The 19,721-nt window shown below is 64.9% G+C and carries 19 protein-coding genes; 8 read left to right on the top strand and 11 right to left on the bottom strand.

Going from position 1 to position 19,721, the window contains the following annotated elements; all coding sequences use genetic code 11:
- Positions 1-423: 423 nt before the first annotated feature.
- Genes ACFZAI_RS18045 through ACFZAI_RS18035 form a run of 3 tightly spaced genes read right to left on the bottom strand, consistent with a single transcriptional unit; the run spans position 424 to position 4,290 of the window.
- Complete coding sequence (locus tag ACFZAI_RS18045) at positions 424-1,791, bottom strand: LLM class flavin-dependent oxidoreductase (RefSeq protein ID WP_391568230.1); 1,368 nt, start codon at positions 1,789-1,791, stop codon at positions 424-426.
- 20 nt (positions 1,792-1,811) lie between these two features.
- Entirely contained in the window at positions 1,812-3,029 is a 1,218-nt protein-coding gene (locus ACFZAI_RS18040) for an SfnB family sulfur acquisition oxidoreductase (protein WP_391568228.1), read from the bottom strand.
- 4 nt (positions 3,030-3,033) lie between these two features.
- Positions 3,034-4,290 carry an SfnB family sulfur acquisition oxidoreductase gene (locus ACFZAI_RS18035; protein WP_391568227.1) on the bottom strand — a complete coding sequence of 419 codons (1,257 nt, stop codon included), beginning with the start codon at positions 4,288-4,290 and terminating at the stop codon, positions 3,034-3,036.
- Positions 4,291-4,512: 222 nt separating this feature from the next.
- Between ACFZAI_RS18035 and ACFZAI_RS18030 the strand changes: the two genes are divergently transcribed.
- From ACFZAI_RS18030 to ACFZAI_RS18005, 6 genes are all read left to right on the top strand, one after another.
- Positions 4,513-5,349 (top strand): hypothetical protein, encoded by an 837-nt coding sequence (locus ACFZAI_RS18030; protein ID WP_391568225.1) that lies wholly within the window; start codon positions 4,513-4,515, stop codon positions 5,347-5,349.
- Positions 5,350-5,385: 36 nt separating this feature from the next.
- Positions 5,386-7,074 (top strand): ABC transporter substrate-binding protein, encoded by a 1,689-nt coding sequence (locus ACFZAI_RS18025; protein WP_391568224.1) that lies wholly within the window; start codon positions 5,386-5,388, stop codon positions 7,072-7,074.
- 19 nt (positions 7,075-7,093) lie between these two features.
- Positions 7,094-8,074: an ABC transporter permease gene (locus tag ACFZAI_RS18020; protein WP_391568223.1), complete on the top strand. Its 981-nt coding sequence runs from the start codon at positions 7,094-7,096 to the stop codon at positions 8,072-8,074.
- On the top strand, positions 8,071-8,940 hold the full coding sequence (locus ACFZAI_RS18015) for an ABC transporter permease (RefSeq protein WP_391568222.1): 870 nt from the start codon (positions 8,071-8,073) through the stop codon (positions 8,938-8,940). The genes ACFZAI_RS18020 and ACFZAI_RS18015 overlap by 4 nt, the downstream gene beginning before the upstream one ends.
- Before the next feature lie 18 nt (positions 8,941-8,958).
- Positions 8,959-10,665: an ABC transporter ATP-binding protein gene (locus ACFZAI_RS18010; protein WP_391568220.1), complete on the top strand. Its 1,707-nt coding sequence runs from the start codon at positions 8,959-8,961 to the stop codon at positions 10,663-10,665.
- Between the two features lie 119 nt (positions 10,666-10,784).
- Positions 10,785-11,222 carry a universal stress protein gene (locus ACFZAI_RS18005; RefSeq protein ID WP_391568219.1) on the top strand — a complete coding sequence of 146 codons (438 nt, stop codon included), beginning with the start codon at positions 10,785-10,787 and terminating at the stop codon, positions 11,220-11,222.
- A gap of 18 nt (positions 11,223-11,240) precedes the next feature.
- Here ACFZAI_RS18005 and ACFZAI_RS18000 read toward each other — a convergent pair whose 3' ends face one another.
- The 4 genes from ACFZAI_RS18000 to ACFZAI_RS17985 form a co-directional block, all read right to left on the bottom strand.
- Positions 11,241-12,251 (bottom strand): 2Fe-2S iron-sulfur cluster-binding protein, encoded by a 1,011-nt coding sequence (locus ACFZAI_RS18000; protein ID WP_391568218.1) that lies wholly within the window; start codon positions 12,249-12,251, stop codon positions 11,241-11,243.
- Between the two features lie 22 nt (positions 12,252-12,273).
- A complete protein-coding gene (locus tag ACFZAI_RS17995; RefSeq protein WP_391568217.1) occupies positions 12,274-12,753 on the bottom strand; it encodes a heme-binding protein in 480 nt (159 codons plus the stop codon).
- A gap of 26 nt (positions 12,754-12,779) precedes the next feature.
- Positions 12,780-14,213, bottom strand: coding sequence for an aldehyde dehydrogenase family protein (locus ACFZAI_RS17990; RefSeq protein ID WP_391568533.1), 1,434 nt, complete (start codon positions 14,211-14,213; stop codon positions 12,780-12,782).
- 220 nt (positions 14,214-14,433) lie between these two features.
- Positions 14,434-15,966, bottom strand: a complete 1,533-nt coding sequence (locus ACFZAI_RS17985; RefSeq protein ID WP_391568216.1) for a hypothetical protein — start codon at positions 15,964-15,966, stop codon at positions 14,434-14,436.
- A 228-nt stretch (positions 15,967-16,194) separates the two neighbouring features.
- On the opposite strand from ACFZAI_RS17985, the gene ACFZAI_RS17980 reads away from it, so the two are divergent.
- Both ACFZAI_RS17980 and ACFZAI_RS17975 read left to right on the top strand, forming a co-directional pair.
- A complete protein-coding gene (locus tag ACFZAI_RS17980; RefSeq protein WP_391568215.1) occupies positions 16,195-16,938 on the top strand; it encodes a sulfite exporter TauE/SafE family protein in 744 nt (247 codons plus the stop codon).
- Between the two features lie 81 nt (positions 16,939-17,019).
- On the top strand, positions 17,020-17,733 hold the full coding sequence (locus tag ACFZAI_RS17975; RefSeq protein WP_175170602.1) for a GntR family transcriptional regulator: 714 nt from the start codon (positions 17,020-17,022) through the stop codon (positions 17,731-17,733).
- 87 nt (positions 17,734-17,820) lie between these two features.
- On the opposite strand, the gene ACFZAI_RS17970 is transcribed toward ACFZAI_RS17975, so the two are convergent.
- The 4 genes from ACFZAI_RS17970 to ACFZAI_RS17955 form a co-directional block, all read right to left on the bottom strand.
- The gene (locus tag ACFZAI_RS17970) at positions 17,821-18,171 is read right to left on the bottom strand and encodes a 2Fe-2S iron-sulfur cluster-binding protein (protein ID WP_391568213.1); all 351 of its coding nucleotides are present in this window, start codon (positions 18,169-18,171) and stop codon (positions 17,821-17,823) included.
- Positions 18,168-18,494 (bottom strand): ferredoxin, encoded by a 327-nt coding sequence (locus ACFZAI_RS17965; RefSeq protein WP_391568212.1) that lies wholly within the window; start codon positions 18,492-18,494, stop codon positions 18,168-18,170. Before ACFZAI_RS17965 ends, ACFZAI_RS17970 begins: the two co-directional genes overlap by 4 nt.
- Before the next feature lie 5 nt (positions 18,495-18,499).
- A complete protein-coding gene (locus tag ACFZAI_RS17960; RefSeq protein WP_054421154.1) occupies positions 18,500-18,799 on the bottom strand; it encodes a 2Fe-2S iron-sulfur cluster-binding protein in 300 nt (99 codons plus the stop codon).
- 77 nt (positions 18,800-18,876) lie between these two features.
- Positions 18,877-19,608 (bottom strand): TenA family transcriptional regulator, encoded by a 732-nt coding sequence (locus tag ACFZAI_RS17955; RefSeq protein ID WP_391568211.1) that lies wholly within the window; start codon positions 19,606-19,608, stop codon positions 18,877-18,879.
- Between the last annotated feature and the right edge of the window lie 113 nt (positions 19,609-19,721).

Below are 19,721 nucleotides of genomic sequence, written 5' to 3'. Positions count from 1 at the left end.
GCCAGTCCAGTTCAATCGCACAGCTTGCCGCGCGTAACCATTAGCAAACCGCCCTCCACATTCGCGCAAGCGCACACCGCGCAAACGACCACCAACGCGTATGCCGATCGTGGCCGCCCGCGCGGCCGCGATTCGGCGGGCCCCGCAGCACTCGTGGTTAAGGCACACCCTAGCAGCGCATCAGGCCAAGACGGCAGCAGCCCGTCGTCGGGGTGGGCCTGACTGCGTGCAACCTCGATGCGCCCGAGGGAATCCGAAGGGAGCCGAAGGCGTACGAGGATGACAAGGGGGCAGTCCGGAGCGAAGGCTCCGGACCGCAATCGTGGGCGCACGCAGCCAGGCCCACCCCGACGACGGGCGGCCTACGAACACGAAGCGCCATCCACGAACACAACCCTCACCGCAACAACACCCCCCGGCAGTTCAATAAACCCGCACCCCCCGCTTACCCACATGCTCCAACGGCAGTTCCCCCCTCCCCGCCCCAAACAACTTCTCCCTTAACCCGCCTTCCGAGTAAGCCGTCTTATAAGCCCCCCGCTCCTGCAACTCCGGAATCACCAGATTCACAAAATCCTCATAGCACTCCGGCGTCACCGTCCGAGCCACATTGAACCCATCGATATCCGTCTCAGCCACCCAAGACTCCAGCTCATCCGCCACTTGCGACGCGCTACCTACCAGCGCCGGATACCTGCCCCCCAACGCCATATCGGCCAGCAAATCCGTCACCGTCCGATCCGTTCTCGACACCGTCAGATTCTTCACCGCCGACTCGATTGCATTGTTCTTCACATACCGGATCGGCTCGTCCGCCGCATAACGCGAAAAATCAATGCCCGTAGAGCTTGCGTAATGAGCCAGCCCCGCTTCCGGGTTCGCATACCGCACATACTCCGCATGCTTCTCGCGGGCCTCGGCTTCCGTCTTACCCACCACCGCCGTCACGCCCATGAAGAACTTGATATCACGCGGATCACGCCCCTCGCGCGCCACCGACTCGCGCACGCTTGCCACCAGCTTGCGCAAGCCCTCCTTCGTCTGGCTCGACACAAACACGCACTCCGCATGACGTGCCGCAAACGCCTGGCCCCGGCCCGAAGAACCTGCCTGATACAGCACCGGCGTGCGTTGCCGCGACGGTTCCGACAAGTGATAGCCCTGCACCTTGTAGTACTTGCCCTCGTGATCAATGCGCCGCACCGCATCGGGGTCCGCATACACCCGCGCGCGCTTGTCGGCCTTCACCGCATCGCGGTCCCAGCTCTCTTCCCACAGCTTGTAGGCCACCTCCAGAAACTCGTCCGCACGGTCATAACGTTCATCGTGCGCAATCTGTTCCGACAGGCCCATCGCACGCGCGGCGCTTTCCAGATAGCCCGTCACAATGTTCCAGCCGATGCGGCCATTGCTCAGGTGGTCCAGCGTGGAGAACCGGCGCGCCAGCAGGTATGGCGCTTCGTAAGTCAGATTCACCGTCACGCCAAAACCCAGGTGCTGCGTCACCGCGGCCATCGCCGACACCGTCAGCAGCGGGTCATTCACCGGCAGCTGAATCGACTCGCGCAACGTCAGGTCCGCCGAGTCCTGGTACACGTCGTACACGCCCACGATGTCAGCCAGGAACAGCCCGTCGAACAGACCGCGTTCCAGCAACTTCGCAAGGCTCGTCCAGTATTCCAGCGTCTTGTACTGCGTGGACGTGTCTCGCGGATGCGTCCACAAACCGTGGTTGATATGGCCGACGCAATTCATGTTGAACGCGTTGAGCAGGATTTTCTTTTTCGCCATGAGAGTTGGCTCCGTCAGAATCAGGTGGTGCCCACGCGGCCGGGCGCAATGTCGTTCAGGTAGTAATTGCCAACGGCGTGCCGCTTCCAGCGCACCGGGTCGTGCAACGTGTGCGTGCGGGCATTGCGCCAGTGGCGGTCAAGATTCAGGTGGTCCAGTGTGGATTGCGTACCTGCCAGCTCGAACAGCTTGGTGCCTGCCGCCAGCGACGCTTCTGTGGTCAACACGCGGGCCTCGGCCACGGCGATCGCGGCGGCGGCCACGTTGGCGGCGGTGCCGTCGGCCGTGGCCAAGTCCAGAATGCGGCCGGAGCGGGCGACCAGCGCGCGCGCCGCCTCCAGCCGGATGGACAGGCGGCCAAACTCGCTGATCGTCAGCGGATCATCGGCGGCGCGCTCGACGTTGGCGTCGATCCACGGACGCGAACGTTCACGCACAAAGCTCAGCGCGTCTTGCAGCGCGGCCTGGCCGATGCCCAGGTCGATGGCGGCGTGGATGATCTGCGCCAACGGCTTGATGGTGTTCGGCGGCGCTGCGGGATCAGCCAGCAGCAACACATCTTCGGCAGGCACCGCCACGTCGGTGAAATGCACCGTGCCGCTGCCCGTAACGCGCTGGCCAAAGCCTGACCAGTCGTCGATGACTTCCACCCCCGGGCTATCGCGGCGCACGATGGCCAGGCGCTGAATGCCGTCGGCGTCCACCGTTGCCGTCGGTATCCATTGCGCGTACAGCGCGCCAGTGCAATAGAACTTGCTGCCATTGATGCGCCATCCGCCTGCGCCATCGGGGTCCAGACGGGTGCGGCGTTCAGCGGCGGTGCGCGTGCCGGTTTCGGCCAGCGCGTTACCGAAGCGTTCGCCCGCCAACGCGCGTGCGTAGAAGCGGCGCTGCTGGTCGGCGCTGCCGTTCACGCGCAGCACTTCCAGCGCGTAGTAATGATTCTGCGGAATCTGCCCCAACGACCCATCGGCCGCCGAGATGAGGGCGGTGACTTCGGCCAGCGTCACGCGTGACACCCCCGCCCCGCCATGCTCGCGCGGCACGGTGATGCCCCATAGGCCCGACAACGAATACCGCTCCAGCTCCGCCAGCGGCAGACGCCGTTCGCGGTCACGTTGCGAGGCATCCCGGGCAAATTCATCCGCCAGCGCCCGCGCCACCGCCAACGCTTGCGCGTCGGACTCGATGACCGCGGCGCGGCGCGGGGTCAATGTGGATATTTTCTCGTGCGTCATTGCGTCAGATCCAGGCATGGCGGTTGGGGCGCTGGCCGTTCAACACATAGTGGCCCACCGCGTGATACTTCCACCGCACGGGGTCGTGCAGCGTGTGCGTGCGCGCGTTGCGCCAATGGCGGTCCAGGTTGAACTCGGCCAGAGACGCGCGCGCGCCGCTCAGCTCGAACAACTTCTCACTGGCCGCCAGCGCGATCTCGGTCGACAACGCCTTGGCGCGCGCCACCGAGATCGACGCGGCGGCAACGTCGTCTCCGTTCAGCGCGCGCCCACGGGCATCGTCCAAGTGCTGCGCAGCTTCCGTCAGCAAGGCCTGGGCGGCATGCAGTTCGATGTACAACTGGCCCACATCCGCAATCACATACGGGTCTTGCGTGGCGCGTTCCACGTTGGCCTCTACCCACGGGCGCGAGCGCTCGCGCAGAAACGCCACGGCGTCTTGCAACGCGCCTTCGGCGATGCCCACGTCGATGGCGGCCTGCATCAATTGCGCGAACGGCCCTTGCAGCACGGAGGCCTGCTGCGCTTGCCATGCAGGCAGGATGGCGTCGGCCTCGACCCGCACGTTATCCAGCAGCACCGTGCCGCTGGCCGTGGTGCGCTGGCCGAAGCTGGACCAATCGTCAACGACGGACAAGCCCGGCGCGCCGCGCTCCAGAATCACCGTCACCAGCCGGCCCTCGGTGTCCAACACCTTGGCGGGTATCCAGTGCGCAAACAACGCGCCCGTTGAATAAAACTTGCGTCCGCTGACGCGGTAGCCGTCACCATCGGGCGTGAGCCGCGCTTCGATATCGCGGGTGTGTTTCGTATGCCGCTCGGGGCCGGCATTGCCCAGCCGGTAGCCATCCAGCACGCCGCCGTAGTAGTGGCGCTGCTGCGCGGGCGTGCCGGTCAGGCGCAGCAGATTCAGGAAGCCAAAATGGTTTTGCGGAATCTGGCCCAACGACGGGTCCGCGGCGCTGATGATGCGAAACACATCGGCCAGCGTCACATGCGACACCTCGGCGCCGCCATACTCGCGCGGCACGGTAATGCCGCCCAATCCGCTTGCCGTATAGCGTTCGATCTCGCGCCACGGCAGCCCGCGGTTGCGGTCGCGTTCGGCCGCGCCTAACGCGAAGTCGGCGGCCAGCTCGTGCGCGACGGCAATGGCCTGAGCATCGTCATGGATGCGCGCCGGGCGTATCCGCCGAGGCTGCTGATCCGGTTCATGGTGGGGGGAAAGGCTTGAAGCCGTATTGCTGGACCCGTGCGGCATGGTGCGCCCCGGCATTGAGGAAACATGCAGCCTATCGGCGCGTCATCGCACGCGGAAGGACGGATTTCTCATGCGGTTATTTGAAATCGGTATATGCGCGCAACGCGCCCCTTGCCTACTGTTAGCAGCGCGCAAAGGCACATATCGACATGACCAAAGAATGTTTGCGAGCGGCATGAGCGCTTGCTTAGAGTCGAGACTTTTCCGCGTCCGACACCTGCCATGCCTGAACTGGACCTGCCCCGCTTGCCTCTGACGTTGGACTATGACGGCGCCTTGGAGGCCCGTTTGTTCGACGATATCCGGCCGGTTGTCGCGCCCAACATTCCTGCTGTGCGTCTGGAGCCTCCGCGTGATCTGGCGACAGCCGAAGAGCGCCACGCGGCCGCGGAATACGCCATCTGGAACACGGTGCACGACCTGTTCATCACGCAAGTCGCAGCCCACGCCATCGCGGGCTTGTTCAAGGACGACACCAATTTTCAATTCGCCCTGGCGCGCCAGCTGGGCGACGACGCGGCGCATGCCGAATTTTCGCTGGGCCGCGCGACGGTGCTGCTAGGCGCCTCGCCGCTGGCTGCGGTTGAGCAAGGCGTGCAGGAAGCCTGGGATCTGGTTGGCGGCTTCGCGCTGCGCAATTGGCAGAACTTCCTGGCCTGGCAATTCCACTACGAGCACTACATCCTGGCGCGGCTGTTCGTGAACCGGCGCACCGCGCGCGTGCTGGACGCGGGCCATCGGGAATTCGGCGAGAACCGCATCCTGCCCGATGAGGAAGCGCACCGCATCCGCATCACTCAATGGTGGCTGGAAAAACTGGCGCGCGCCCACCCCGCACAGCGCGAAGACTGGGTCGCAGGATTGATCCAGGCTGACGAGGACGTGCAGCGCCTGCTAGGCCCCTATTTGCGCGATTCCTGGCAGTTGAACCAGCGCGCCACCGGCCTGGACACCCGCAACCATGTTGCGCTGTATGACGCCTGGCGCCGCGAGCTGCTGGCCACGCTGCTGCGCCTGGACCCCGACGAACTTCCCGCCTTGACCAGCCTGGCCGCCTGACACCGCCGGCACTCTTTTCCAAAGAAGGAAACCTTCATGACGCAGCAACTGCCTCCGGGCGGCCATCTCGACCCGCAAGACGAACCGTCCAACCCGCTACGCCGCTGGCTGCTGAGCGCCGGCGCGCTGATGGGCGCGGGCGCGTTGTTTCCCAACGTGATCTTCGCGCCCGCTTATGCCGATACCCAAAGCCTGCCCAACACCGTGGACGGCGCGGCGCGCGGCGGCGTACTCAACGCCGTGGTCCACCCCGAGCCGCCGACGCTGGCCTTCTACCTGAATTCGTCCACGCCCACGGGTGCGGTCGTGAGCAAGATCTTCGACGGGCTGGTGGAGTACGGCCCGGACTTGAAGCCGCGCCCGCAGCTGGCGGAAAGCTGGAGCGTGTCGGACGACGGCAAGACCATCACGTTCAAGCTGCGCCAGGGCGTCTTGTGGCATGACGGCAAGCCGTTCACGGCGGCCGATGTGAAGTGGTCGGCGGAAGCGGTGTGGTTAAAGCATGCGCCCAGCGCGCGCCGCGTGTTCCAGTACTTGCAGAAGGTGGATACGCCCGACGACCACACCGTGGTGCTGCACCTGTCGCAACCCACGCCTGTGGCGTTGAACGCGATCGACTCGTTGGGCGCGCCGATTCTGCCGCGCCACCTGTTCGAAGGCACCGACATCCAGAACAACCCCTACAACAACAAGCCGATTGGCACCGGCCCCTTTGTGTTCAAGGAATGGAACCGGGGCAACTACATCGTGCTGGAAAAGAACGACAAGTACTGGCAACCGGAACGCCCGTACCTGGACCGCATTGTGTGGAAGATCATTCCCGATGTGTCGGGCCGCGCCACGGCGCTGGAGACGGGCGGCGTGGCTTACGGCGAACGCAACCCTGTCGCCTTCACCGATGCCACGCGCCTGTCCAAATTGCCCAAGCTGGCAGTGGATACGTCCGGCTACAACGGCTTTGCCGCCTGGTTGTGGCTGGAAGCGAATCTGCGCGACCCGATTCTGTCGCAGCTGAAAGTGCGCCAGGCCATCGCGCACGCGGTCAACAAGCAGGTGCTGGTGAAAACCGTATGGAACGGCTATGCCGAACCCTTTGTGAGCCCGGTGCCGTCGCTGGTGAAGCCCTATCACAACCCCAACGTGCAGCAGTATCCGTATGACCCGGCGCTGGCGGAAAAGCTGCTGGATGAAGCGGGCTTTCCGCGCAAAGCCGACGGCTGGCGCTTTGCGTTGACGCATGACTACATCCCCTTTGGCGATGACTACCGCCGCACGGGCGAATTCGTGCGCCAGGCGCTGCGCAAGATCGGCATCGACGTCACCTTGCGCGGGCTGGATCTGGCGACGTGGACGCGCAATGTTTTCACCGACTACAACTTCCAGCTGATCAGTTCGTGGGGCACGGTGCTGATCGATCCGCAGCTGGGCGTGGAAACACGGTACTGGAGCAAGGCGGAAGCCAAAGGCACGCCCTGGTACAACGTGTCGGGCTACAACAACCCCGACATGGACCGCGCGATTGAAGCGGCCCAGGTCGAGACCGATCCGAAAAAACGCATCGAGCAATACAACGAGGTGCAGCGCCTGGCGCAACGCGATCTGCCGCTGATCGGCCTGTTCGAATTCCGCTGGTTTGGCGTGTGGGACAAGCAGGTGCGCAACGTGACGGACGCGTCCTCGCATTCGCGCAACAACTTTGCCAACGTCTGGCTGGGCAAGGCCTGACGGCAGCGGGACCTTCACCATGCGCCTGCCCCGCCCTTTGCGTCCGTTGCGCTACCTGCTTCAGATTCTTTTTGTCGTCGGCGCCACCGCCGTCGCCAACTTCTTCCTGCTTAAGCTGGTGCCGGGGGATCTGGTGGACGTCATCGCCTCTGAAAACAGCGGCATCACGCCGGAACACGTGGCGCAGTTGCGCGCGGCCTATGGGCTGGACCAAAGCGTGTTGGCGCAGCTGGGCTATTACCTGAAGAGCCTGGCGTCACTGGACCTGGGCTATTCGTTTCGCTATGGCGAGCCGGTGGCCGATCTGATCGCCGGCCGCCTGCCCGCGACGCTGGCGCTGATTGGCGTGGGCCTGGCGCTGTCGGTCGTCCTGGGCGTGCTGTTGGGGGTGCTGGCCGCCAGACGCCCGCACGGCGCGCTGGACACGTTGCTGTCGGCCCTGGCCACGGCCGGCTATTCCGCACCCATGTTCTGGACCGCGCTGATGCTCATCGTGGGCTTTGGCGTGCACCTGAATTGGCTGCCCGTGGGCGGCATCCGCGATGTGGGCGCGGCCTACACCGGCTGGGCGAAGTGGCTGGACTACGCGCGCCATCTGGCGCTGCCGGTGACGACAGTGGCGATCTACTACGTGGCCATCTATGCCCGGCTGTCGCGCGCATCGATGATTGAAACGCTGCAAGAGGACTACATCCGCACCGCCCGCGCACGCGGCAACGGCGAAGCGCGGGTGATCTGGCGGCATGCGTTGAAGAACGCCATCCTGCCCGTCATCACCATGCTGGGCTTGCAAAGCAGCGCATTGCTGGGCGGCAGCATCGTGGTCGAAACCGTGTTCGCGTGGCCGGGGCTGGGCCAGCTGTCGTTCGAAGCCATCGCCAGCCGCGACGTCAATCTGCTGCTGGGCATCCTGCTGATGAGCGCGGCGTTGGTGGCCTTGATGAACATTGCCGTGGATGCCACTTACGGCCTGCTGGACCCTCGGGTAAGAAAGTCATGAAGCAGAATCTGCTGGCCGTGCTGCGGCTTTTGCGCGCCCCTTCCGCCGCCGTGGGCGCGGGCATCTTGTTGATCGTGCTGGGGGCCGCCGCGACGGCGTCGTGGCTGTTCCCGGGTGATCCGCTGGAAATGGTGGGCGCCCCCTTTACCTGGCCGGGCGACGACGCGGAGTTTCCGGCAGGCACCGACCTGATGGGCCGCGACATCCTGGCCGGCCTGTTTCACGGCGCGCGCGTGTCGTTGCTGGTGGGCGGCGCGTCGGCCGCCATCGCGCTGGCCATCGGGCTGCTGGTGGGCGCGTTTGCCGGCTATGCGGGGCCGCGCAGCGATGCGGTGCTGATGCGCATCACCGAACTGTTCCAGACGGTGCCGTCCTTCCTGCTGGCGATTGTGCTGGTGGCGATTCTGGGGCCGTCGTTATCCACCATCATCTTCGCGCTGGGCGTGACGTCGTGGACGGGCATCGCGCGCCTGACGCGCGGCGAATTCATCGCGCTGCGTGAACGCGAATTCGTGCGGGCGGCGCAGACCTTGGGCGCGGGCCATGCGCGCATCATCTTTATTGAAATTCTGCCCAACGCATTGCCGCCCATCATCGTGACCACCGCCGTGCTGGTGGCGCACGCCATTTTGTCGGAGGCCGGCCTGGCGTTCCTGGGCCTGGGCGACCCCAACGTGGTCAGCTGGGGCAGCATGGTGGGCGCCGGACGCGAGGCCTTGCGCACCGCCTGGTACATGACGGCGCTGCCGGGCCTGACCATCATGGCCACCGTGCTGGCGCTGAACCTGTTGAGCGATGCGGTGAACGACGCGCTCAATCCCAAACTGCGCCGCCATCGGGCCGTTGCGCCCGCCGCCGCGCGCTAGCCCGCATTGCGAGCCATCATGACCACGCTGATCGACATCCAAGGCTTGAACGTGTCCTTTCCCGGGCACGAGGCCGTACGCGGGCTGGACCTGCGCATTCACGCCGGCGAGACGCTGGCGCTTGTGGGCGAATCGGGCTGCGGCAAATCCACCACCGCGCTTGCGTTGCTGGGCTTGCTGCCGCGCCATGCGCGCGTGGCTGGCCGCATCGCGTTCAACGGCCAAGACCTGTTGACGCTGACCGAACGCCAGCGCTGCGCGTTGCGCGGCGACCGCATCGCCATGATTTTCCAGGAGCCCATGACGAGCCTGAACCCGGTGCTGACGCTGGGTGAGCAGATCGGTGAGGCGCTGCGCCTGCACCGGGGCGCGAGCGCACGCGCGGCCCGCGCCCGCGCCATTGAACTGCTGGACCTGGTGCGCGTGCCGGAACCGCAGCGCCGCGTGGACGACTATCCGCATCGGCTGTCAGGCGGGCAACGCCAGCGCGCCATGATCGCCGCCGCCATCGCCTGCCAGCCTGCCCTGCTGGTGGCCGATGAACCCACCACGGCGCTGGACGTCACGGTGCAGGCGCAGATTCTGCAATTGCTGGACGACCTGCGCGCCGAGCTCGGCATGGGGCTGCTGCTGATCACCCACGATCTGGCCGTGGTTGGCGAATGGGCGGACCGCGTCGCCGTGATGGTGGGCGGCGAGAAGGTCGAAGAAGGTCCGGCGGCCACGCTGCTGAGCCAGCCGCGCCATCCCTACACGCAAGGCTTGCTGGGCGCATCGTTGCAGCTGGACGACGCCACCCACTACCGCATGCGCCGCCTGCCGGAAATCCGCACCCGGCTGGACCCGGCGTCCGGGCGCCCGGTGTTTGGCCTGGTCACGCCGCCGCGCGTGCCTGCGGCGGCCAATGACCCCGCCCCGCCCGGCACGCCGCCCCTGCTGCAAGTCGAAGACCTGCGCGTGCAATACGCCACGCGCGAAGGCGCGGCGACGGCGGTGGACGGCGTGTCTTTTCAGCTGGCGCCCGGGGAAACCCTGGGGCTGGTCGGCGAATCCGGTTGCGGCAAATCGACCTTGTCGCGCACGCTGGTGCGGCTGCTGACGCCCGCGTCCGGCCGCATTCTGCTGCGCGGCGAAGACACCGCGCATCTGGACCGCCGCCGCCTGGCCGCGTACCGGCAGAGCGTGCAGATGATTTTCCAGGACCCGTATGCGTCGCTGAACCCCCGGCATACGGTGAACGACATTCTGGAAGCCGGGCTGCGCATCCACCGCGTGTCGGACCGGCACGAGCGGCGGCGGCGCATTGACCACATCCTGGATGCGGTGGGTTTGCCCCGGGCGGCGCTGGCGCGCTATCCCAGCGAGTTCTCGGGCGGACAACGGCAACGCATCGGCATCGCCCGGGCGCTGGTGCTGCGCCCGGCGGTGGTCATCTGCGACGAGCCGGTCTCCGCGCTGGACGTGTCCGTGCAGGCGCAGATTCTGAATCTGCTGGTGGACCTGAAAGCCGAGTTCCGCTTGTCGTACCTGTTCATTTCGCACGACCTGTCAGTGGTGCACTATCTGGCGGACCGGGTGCTGGTGATGAATGCGGGCCGGATCGTGGAAGAAGGCCCGAACGCCACGCTATGGCGGCACCCCCGCCACCCCTACACGCGCAGCCTGATCGACGCGCTCCCCCGGGGCCTGGCGACCCGCGATGAGGCGCTGCGCCGCCGCGCATGAAAGCAAGCGCTGCCTCGTCCTTATGCGGGACTGGATTGCCGATAACGGCGAGCCTATACTGATTTCGCCGTTGCTCGACCTTCGTTGCTCGACATTCCTTTTTCTAAAGGAGAAGCGACATGTATCGGCACTTGCTCATCGCCGTGGATGGCTCCCTGCTGTCCGAATCGGCTTTCAAGCGCGCGCTCGTTTTCGCCAAGGAAATGGGCGCGACCATCACCGTTATCCGCGCCATACCGGAGGACCATCTGCTGGTCTACCAGGCCGAGATGCTGGGCACGACCCAAGCGCACCATACTGACCAGGCGCGGAAAAACGCGCAGAGCTATCTGGAAGGCCTGGAGATGGAAGCCCGTCATGCGTTGGTGCCTTGCAGCACCGTTGTCATGGTCAACGATCACCCGCACGAGGCCATCGTCGAGACGGCGAAAAGCGAAGGCTGCGACCTGATCGTCATGGGCTCGCACGGGCGGCACGGCATGACCGGCTTTCTGTTGGGCAGCGAAACGCAGCGCGTGCTGAACAAGACGCGGCTGCCCGTGCTGGTGTTCCGGTAGCGCAGAGCGAGCCGCGCGTCAGGCGACAGGCGCCAGCGCGTGCTGGAAGGTGAAGCTGTCGGCGTACAGATGGTCCAGGCTGGCTCCGCGCGCGGCCAGCTGGTGTTTGGCGTCCTGGATCATCGCGGGCGCGCCGCACAGGTAGAAGGCGTGTTCGGACAGGTCGGCGTGGTCTTGCAGGACCGCGTCCTGCACGTGGCCGCGCCGGCCTTGCCAGCCTTCGCTTGCGCGCGACAGCACCGGCACGTAGTTGAACTCGTACAAGCGCCCTGCCCAGCTTGCGATTTCGTCTTGCAGATACAAATCGGCTTCGGTGCGCATGCCCCAATACAGGCTGACCGGCGGGCAGTCTTCCTTGTCCAGCAACGATTCCAGAATGGCCTTGATCGGCGCAATGCCGGTGCCAGTGGCCATCATGATGATCGGCCGCCAGTCTTCCTCGTGATAGCTGAACACGCCCAGCGGCGCTTCGATATTCAATGCCGCGCCAGCCTGCGCCTGACCCAGCCAGTGGTCGGTATATCGGCCGCCGGGAATGCGGCGCACATGGAAATCCAGCAAGCCGCTGGCAGGCGCCGACGCCATCGAAAAGCTGCGCGTCTCGCCATCCGGCAGCAGCACATTCATGTACTGGCCCGGCACGTAATCCAGCGCGTCATCAGGCAGCGCCAACGTCAGATGCATGATGTCGTCGGTGTACGCCTCAATGCGGTGCACGGTGGCCGGCAGTTGGCGCGGTTCGGGAAACTGCTGCCGGCTGCTGGCCACGCTGATGCACAGATCACTTTCCGGGCGAGCCTGGCACGCCAGCGCGTAGCCTTCGGCGGCTTCCTCGGGCGTGAGCGCCATGGGGAATTCGTCGTAACGCACCGCACCCGATTCCAGCTTGATGCGGCACGTGCCGCAACCGCCGAACGTGCATTCGTGCGGCAGCTTCACCGCCGCGCGCACGGCGGCGTCCAGCACGGATTCGTCCGGCTGCACAACGAACGCTTCGTCCGTTTCCAGGATATGCACGCGGTATGCCATCGCGGCCTCGCTCGTTGTGTCGTTATTTTTTGATGTCGGCCTGCACCAGCACTTTCATGCCGCGCGGGTCCAGCAGTTCGGCCAATGCCGCCAAGGCGGCCAGGCCGGCTTGCGTGTCCTGTTCGCCGTTGCCGCCGCTCAAGCCCACGCCGCCGATCACCTCGTCATTCACCACAATCGGAAAGCCGCCGACGAACACCGCGAACTTGCCGTCGAAACTCCATTGAATGCCGAAGGCTTCGTTGCCGGGCAGCGCGGGGCCGTTGGGCGGCGTGTTGAACAGATGAGTCGAACGCTTGTGGCCGGCGGCGGTGAACGCCTTGTTCCACGCGATCTGCGGGCCGGTGATGCGCGCGCCGTCCATGCGTTCCAGCGCGATGGGATAGCCGCCGTCATCCACGATGCAAATGGATTCCAGCACGCCGATAGCTTCAGACTTGGCGATGGCCGCGCGCACCATCAGGCGCGCTTCTTCCAGTTCCAGGCGATAGATCTGCTTCATTTCGTAGCCTCTTTGTTTGCGCGGGTTTAGCCGGCGCGGTAAATGGTTTTGATCTGCGTGTAGAACTCCAGGCCCACGCGTCCCGATTCGCGGAACGTGGAGGTGCTGGAATGCTTCAGTCCGCCAAACGGCGCGTTGATCAGGTTGCCGGTGGTGGTGCGGTTGATCTTCACCGTGCCCGCCTGAATGTCGCGGGCGAAACGGTGCGCGTAGCGCGCGTCGGTGGTGGCGATGGCGGCCGACAAGCCGTATTCGGTGTCATTGGCTTTCGTGATGGCGTCGTCATAGCCGTCAACTTCGATCAGGGCGATCACCGGGCCGAAGATTTCTTCGCGCGCGATGCGCATCTGCTGCGTCACGTCGGTGAACAGCGCGGGCGTCACGTAATAGCCGCGTTCAAAACCGGGGCCGGTGAGCACGTCGCCGCCGCACAGGTGCGTGGCTTCCTGCTTGCCGATGGCGATGTAGCTCAGCACGTTGTCCAGCTGCTTGCGCGTGGCCAACGGACCCAGGTCGAAGTTGCCGTCCAGCCCGTTGCCGATGGTCAGCGTCTTGACGCGCGCGACAAGCTTGTCGGTGAACGCCTGCCGCACCTTGGCGTCGACCAGCACGCGGCTGGTGCCGGTGCAGGCCTGCCCGCTCAACGAGAATCCGCCCTTGACCGCCAGGTCCACGGCACGATCTAGATCGGCGTCGGCCAGCACGATCAGCGGGTTCTTGCCGCCCAGCTCCATCTGCGTGCGGGTAGTCAGGCCCGCGCTGCGGTGAATCTGTTCGCCTGCGGCGGTCGAGCCGGTAAACGAAATGGCGCGCACGGCGCGCGCGCTGGTGATGGCGGGGCCAACGGCCGACGCCGGGCCGATCACCAGGTTCAGCACGCCCGCGGGCAGGCCCGCCTGCACGAAGGCCTCGGTCAGCCGGTAGCCGGACAACGGCGCATCCGACGACGGCTTGAACACCACGGTGTTGCCGGCGATGAGCGCGGGCGCGATCTTGCGGGCGGGAATCGAGATGGGGAAGTTCCACGGCGAGATCACGGTGACCACGCCCAGCGGCTCGCGCTGGCTGTAGACCACCATGTCGGGGTCGTCGTTGACAAAGGTTTCACCGGTGAAAGACTGCCCTTCCACCGCGTAGAACCGAATCGTCTGCGCCGAGCGCATCACTTCGTCCTTGGCCAGATTCAGGCTTTTGCCTTCTTCGCGGGTCAGCTCGCGGGCGAAGGCGTCGGCGTGGTCTTCCAGATATTGGGCCGCGCGAAACAGGATGGCGGCGCGCTTGGAGATGGGCAGGTCGCGCCACGCCGCGAACGCGGCATCGGCGGCGGCGACTGCGCGGCCGGCGTCTTCGGCGTCTGACACAGGGAACAGGCCCACGACGTCGGACGTGTCCGCGGGGTTGATATTGGGGGCCGTGCGGCCGGTGGCGCTGGGCACCCAGGCCCCGCCGATGTGATTCATGAAGGCCTGCTGCGAAAGATCGTCCACGGGTGCGCTTCCTTTATTGATACGGAGTGGCCGGATTGGTCGTCTGAGATAGCTTATGAACATTGTATACTTTAATCAGTTGTCGACGATCCGTGGAAACCCTGGCTGGATCGGCCAGCGGCTACCGCCCCATCGGTAAGAAAAGAGATAAGCAAAAGGGCCCCGCAGGGCCCTTTCCACGTTCCGGCCGGGGTCAACTCCAGATCAGCACCGCGCAGATCGTCGAGACGAACAGCGCCAGCAACACCGGCAGCAGTAACGCCCGCACCAGCGACAGCACGTTCACCCGCGCAAACCCCGCCACTGCTATCAACGACGACCAGGCGATCAGCGTGCCGCCGCCCGTCCACACCGCGCCCATCTGCCCCACCGCCGCCAGCGTGGCCGGGTCCACGCCGACCACCGGACCCAGCGCGCCAGACAGCGTGCCGGTCAGCGGCAGGCCGGCGAAACCCGAGCCGTCGATGCCGGTGATCATGCCTACCAGCAACACGCCAAAAGCGACCAGGAAGTGGTTCTCGGGGATCATGTGCTGGCCGGCCGAGATCACTTCGAACAGCAGGCCCGGGGCTTGCGCCTGCGGCACGCCCAGGATCTGCGCGGCGGTTTCATTGGCGCCCACGAAGAAGAAGCCCGCAATCGGCAGCACCGAGCCCATCGCCTTGAACGCGAAGACGAAGCCGTCCGTGACATGTTCGGGGCAGACGTCCAGCATCTTGCGCGGGCCTTCGGCGGCCAGCGTCACGAACATCATCACCACGAAGGCCACGCCGCCCACCAGCGCCGCCGCGTCGCCGCCACGCAGGGCGGGCAGCGACGGAAACATGCGCGGCAACACCATCACCGCGATCACCGCCAGGAACGCCAAGGGCGTCACCACGGCGAAGGTCTTCGACCAGCGCACCCGGCGGCGTTCTTCGTCGCTCAGTACGGGGCCTTGGGGCAACGCCGGGTCGGCGCCCATGGTGCCGCGCGCGAGCTCGGCCTTGTCGAACGACCCCGATTGCTCGATGCGCGCCAGGCTGCCGTCTTGCGCGCGGGCCTGCCAGGCGTCCAGCAGCGCGGCGTTGGCGGGCACGATGTGCTTGCGGATCAGCAGGTAGGCCGTCACCAGCGCCACCGCGCCGGTGATCAGCGACAGCACCAGCGCGCGGTCGGCCACCACGGCCGCGCTGACCGCCGCGCCCGCCGCCTTGGCGCTGATGCTGGGCGCCACCCCGATCACATAGTCGGACGACAGCGCCATGCCCTGGCCGGCAATGGCAATTGCCATGGCGCCGGCCAACGGCGGCAGCCCCGCGGCGATGGCGGCGGGCAGCAAAATCGCCGACACCAGCGGCACGGCGGGCGTGGGCCAGAAGAACAGCGAAATCACATAGGTACAGAGGGCGATGATCACGAACGACGAGTGGCCGCCGCGCATCACTTTCCTGAACGGCTGCACCATGCGCACGTCCGCCTGCAAGGTCTTCAAGGCGTTGAGCAGGGCGGTCATGAAGGTGATGACCAGGAAGATATTGAAAAGCTCTTTGGCGGCCACGAAGCTGGCCGAGAAGATGCCGATCAGCGCGCTGATCGGGTTACCGGTGATGGCGAGCACCACCAGAAACGTGCCAATTACCGATGGCACGACCACATTGGCCCGCAAAATCATCGTCAGGATGATGGCGGCCACGCTGATCAGGTACATCCAATGAGCAGCGTTGAGCACGACGTCCGCTTGCATGCGCGATTCCCCTTGTGACGTGGCTGTTAGGTCGCCACAATCGGTATACTATATTTCGTTATGAGCCATACCAACTGAAATATGCACCGCCTAGGGAAACCGATAATTCTGAAAAACCCATGAATAAGCGTCAAAAATCAAGGGATTACCCTAGGATTTATGACGCATTCGGGTATCGGGCGCCTACGCCTCTTTGACTATCGTATACATAAAGGAACATAGCCCTAGATGCTATCCACCCTGACGTTCCCCGATGCCTGGCACTACGCCGCCATGGCGGTAGTGGTGTTCGGCGCCGCCGTGGCGCAAGGCGTGGGCGGCATTGGCTTTGCGATGTTTGCCGCGCCCGTGGCGGCGATGTTCTTTCCGCAGTTGGCGCCCGGCCCGCTGCTGACGCTTGGCGGCTTTATCTCGTTATTGACCGCGCTGCGCGAACGCGCCTTCATCGACTGGTCCGCCGTGTCGTATGCACTGGCGGGCCGCGCCGTTGGCACGCTGATCGCCATCTACGCCATGGCGCGCTTCGCCCCGCAAACGCTGGGCGTATTGTTCGCCTGCATGATCCTGGCCGCAGTGGGATTAAGCGTGGCGGGCTTGCGCTTTACGGCCACGCCAGGCCGCGTGTCGGGCGCGGGAGTGGCCTCGGGCATCATGGGCACGATGACCTCTGTCGGCGCGCCGCCCATCGCCATCGTGCTGCAACACACCGCGCCCCCGAAGCTGCGCGCCACCTTGGGCGTGGTGCTGTTCCTGGGGTCGATTTTCTCGCTGGCCATGCTGGCGCTGGCCAATCGCTATACCGGTTACCACGCGGGGCTGGCGCTGAGTCTTGCACCCTTTCTGCTGGCCGGTTTTGCGGTCTCTAACCGGCTGCGCAACCTGTTGCCGCCGCATGCCGTGCGCAGCGTGTTGCTCGCCGCTTGCGCGCTGGGCGCGGTGGGCGTTCTGGTCAAATCCTTCTGGGGCGCCTGATTTGCGTCGCTTCCGAACCTGCATTCGGCTACACCCGGTAATACAATGGAGAATGTATCCATTAATCCAACCATGCTCGCCATGACCACTTCGCCTGTCAGCACCCAAGCCGTAGAGACGCAGTCTTCCGCACCGCTGAAGATCGGCGAGCAGCACCCGCAGTTGTTCGCCGTCATTCGCGACAAGCTGCGCGAACGCATTCTTAGCGGGGAATTCACCCCCGGTGACCGCCTGGTGGAAGGCCGCTTATCCGAAGAAATGGGCGTGTCGCGCATTCCCGTGCGCGAGGCGCTGCGCGCGCTGGCCGCTGAAGGGCTCGTCACCATCGAACCGCGGCGCGGCGCATCGGTGTCGGTGCTGTCCGATGCCATTGCCTACGACATGGTCGAAGTGCGCGCCACGCTGGAAGGCCTGAACGCGAAACTCGCGGCGCAGCGGCGCGACGCCAAAACCGTTGAACGCCTGCAAGCGTTCCTGCGCGAAGGCACCGAAGCCGCCCGCAGCGAACAGCTGGACAAGTTCCTGGCGCTGAATTCGCAGTTTCACGAAATGCTGGCGACCATTGGCGGCAACGTGGTGCTGACCGACCTGATGCGTTCGCTGCGTGACCGCACGGCGCTGCTGTTTGCCCCCAGCAACATGCATCGCGCCAAGGCGAACTGGGACGAGCACTCGCAGATTCTGAACGCCGTTATCGCCGGCAACGGCGACCTGGCCGCGCTGCTGGCCAGCCAGCATGTGCACAACGCCGCCAAGGCGTATACCGACGCGCAGCAACACGGCTCGGCGGACTAGCCGCAGCGCAAAGAGAAGCGGGGGCCGAGCGGCCCCCGTATTTTCCTGTACGTGTCATCCTCTGGCGTTTGATGACGCCGCGTCGTATCAGCTCGCCGCTTCCACCGGGTCGGACGATGCGCCCACCACCACGCCCTTGCCGTTCTGCACGACCCACGACACTTTCACGTCGCCGTTCACGAACGTCTGACACGCCATGCGGTAGCCTGCTTCGAAGTCTTCCGGCCGCAAATGCTTGCGCTCTTTCGGCTTGATGGCGTCGGTGTGCTCCAGCCCTTCTTCGATGCGGCATTTGCACGTGCCGCACAGGCCGCCCCCGCATTTGAACGGGATGCCGCCCTTCTCTTTCAGCGACACGCGCAGCAGATTGCTGTTCTCGGGCGCCGTCGCAACTTTGCCGCCATTCGAAATAAAAGTGATCTGAACCATGATGCTCAATGCTCCGCGACGGCGGCGGCGGGCCGCCGCGTCAAGGTCGATTCCATACTGCCAAAGCGCGTCAGATGCGCGAGCTCCTTGCGGGCCGCCTCCACCGACGAGAACTTCTCCAGGAACTTGGACGGCACGCGGTTCACCACATAAGGCGGCGTCTCTTCGGTGACGATCAGCCGGGTATCGCCATGCAGCCGCGCAATGCGAAAGACCGCCAGCGCGCGCCCGTAGAACACGTAGTCATAGGTTTCGATAATGTCCACGTCGTCGCCGACTTCAGTGCGGAACACGCCGGGCTTGGTCGTCAGGATCACGTATGCGGAATCCATGCGCGTCATGCCTCCACGTCCTGAAGCAATTCCACATCGCTGCTCAGCCACAGCTGGCACGCCAGCCGATAACCCTGATCAATACGATCACCCAGCTGCTTCTTTTCTTTCCAGTTCACCGGCGGCAAATGCTCCGCCCCCGCCAGCACGCGGCACGCGCACTTGGCGCACTTGCCCATGCCGCATTCGTAGCGCAGATGCGGATACGGAAACTGCTTGATGCCGGCCCGCACCACCAGGTTGGTGTTGTCCTTCACCTCGTCGGTGTAGGTCTGGCCGCCTTTATGAAATACAACGGTAGGCATGAGTCTGTCATCCAGGAACTGCGGGCCGGTTGCCCGGCATACACCGTGCAACCGGCGGGTATCAGCCAGCCAGGCAATCAGGCGGCCAGGCCCAGCTCGGGCAGCTTGATCTCGCTCTGCACGTAATCCGTGTAAAGCGCGGTCGTGTACAGCAGCCGCATCTGCGCGCCGATTTCGCAGATCTTCAGGCAGCGCTGCTGAAGCTCCACCGTATTGGCATGCTCCAGCACGATCTGATAGCCGCGTTCGCCGTGGATCTCGTCCGACACGATGTGCAGATCAAAGAACTCCACCTCTTCGTCCGTGAAGCCGTACTTCTCGCGCAGCGTCGGCGTCTGCTTGCGGTAGATCGACGGCACCTGCGATTCCAGGCCCACAACCAAACCCGCCACCGCCACGATGGGGTCCTCGCGCATGGCCACGGCGTAACACCAGCTTTGCAGGGCGCGCGTGGTGGGCGACATGTTGTCCGGGTTCGTCACCCGTTCGCGGGTGGTGCCGCAGGCTTCGGCAAAACGGATCAAGAGATCGGTATGGCGGTCGCCGCCGATTTCCTCTTCATACATATTGGCCAGCAGGAAGTCCTTGGCCTCGGTATAGGTGTCGGGCGTGCGGGCGTAGAGGTAGCCCAGGTAGTCCGCGAACGGGCCGACGTAGTGATAGTGGTTTTCCGCCCAGCGCGACAAATGCTCGCGGCTCAGCTTGCCTTCCGCCCAGGCGATGGAAAAGGGCGACGCGTTCGCGCTCTTGCCCTTGATCGCGTTTTCCAACGCGGTGCGGAATTCATCTCGGTTCATCAGTTCTGCCATGACACGCTCCAGTCCAGTGGGAGAGATTCCAGGCTGGCTCAGCCCGGCCGTGAAGAACATTGTATACCGTCTACCGTTTGATACTGCTAGGGCAATCCCGGAGACGCACGGCG

It is taken from the genome of Achromobacter sp. NPDC008082 (assembly GCF_042957345.1).
GTDB classification, from domain to species: Bacteria; Pseudomonadota; Gammaproteobacteria; order Burkholderiales; family Burkholderiaceae_B; genus Achromobacter; species Achromobacter kerstersii_A.
The sequence above is the reverse complement of the archived record's forward strand: the minus strand, read 5'-3'. Positions and strand labels throughout refer to the sequence as shown.

Coding starts and splice junctions, on each gene's coding strand:
- ACFZAI_RS18045 (WP_391568230.1), bottom strand. CDS start 1,791: ATGGCGAAAAAGAAAATCCTGCTCAACGCGTTCAACATGAATTGCGTC.
- ACFZAI_RS18040 (WP_391568228.1), bottom strand. CDS start 3,029: ATGACGCACGAGAAAATATCCACATTGACCCCGCGCCGCGCCGCGGTC.
- ACFZAI_RS18035 (WP_391568227.1), bottom strand. CDS start 4,290: ATGCCGCACGGGTCCAGCAATACGGCTTCAAGCCTTTCCCCCCACCAT.
- ACFZAI_RS18030 (WP_391568225.1), top strand. CDS start 4,513: ATGCCTGAACTGGACCTGCCCCGCTTGCCTCTGACGTTGGACTATGAC.
- ACFZAI_RS18025 (WP_391568224.1), top strand. CDS start 5,386: ATGACGCAGCAACTGCCTCCGGGCGGCCATCTCGACCCGCAAGACGAA.
- ACFZAI_RS18020 (WP_391568223.1), top strand. CDS start 7,094: ATGCGCCTGCCCCGCCCTTTGCGTCCGTTGCGCTACCTGCTTCAGATT.
- ACFZAI_RS18015 (WP_391568222.1), top strand. CDS start 8,071: ATGAAGCAGAATCTGCTGGCCGTGCTGCGGCTTTTGCGCGCCCCTTCC.
- ACFZAI_RS18010 (WP_391568220.1), top strand. CDS start 8,959: ATGACCACGCTGATCGACATCCAAGGCTTGAACGTGTCCTTTCCCGGG.
- ACFZAI_RS18005 (WP_391568219.1), top strand. CDS start 10,785: ATGTATCGGCACTTGCTCATCGCCGTGGATGGCTCCCTGCTGTCCGAA.
- ACFZAI_RS18000 (WP_391568218.1), bottom strand. CDS start 12,251: ATGGCATACCGCGTGCATATCCTGGAAACGGACGAAGCGTTCGTTGTG.
- ACFZAI_RS17995 (WP_391568217.1), bottom strand. CDS start 12,753: ATGAAGCAGATCTATCGCCTGGAACTGGAAGAAGCGCGCCTGATGGTG.
- ACFZAI_RS17990 (WP_391568533.1), bottom strand. CDS start 14,213: ATGAATCACATCGGCGGGGCCTGGGTGCCCAGCGCCACCGGCCGCACG.
- ACFZAI_RS17985 (WP_391568216.1), bottom strand. CDS start 15,966: ATGCAAGCGGACGTCGTGCTCAACGCTGCTCATTGGATGTACCTGATC.
- ACFZAI_RS17980 (WP_391568215.1), top strand. CDS start 16,195: ATGCTATCCACCCTGACGTTCCCCGATGCCTGGCACTACGCCGCCATG.
- ACFZAI_RS17975 (WP_175170602.1), top strand. CDS start 17,020: ATGACCACTTCGCCTGTCAGCACCCAAGCCGTAGAGACGCAGTCTTCC.
- ACFZAI_RS17965 (WP_391568212.1), bottom strand. CDS start 18,494: ATGGATTCCGCATACGTGATCCTGACGACCAAGCCCGGCGTGTTCCGC.
- ACFZAI_RS17960 (WP_054421154.1), bottom strand. CDS start 18,799: ATGCCTACCGTTGTATTTCATAAAGGCGGCCAGACCTACACCGACGAG.
- ACFZAI_RS17955 (WP_391568211.1), bottom strand. CDS start 19,608: ATGGCAGAACTGATGAACCGAGATGAATTCCGCACCGCGTTGGAAAAC.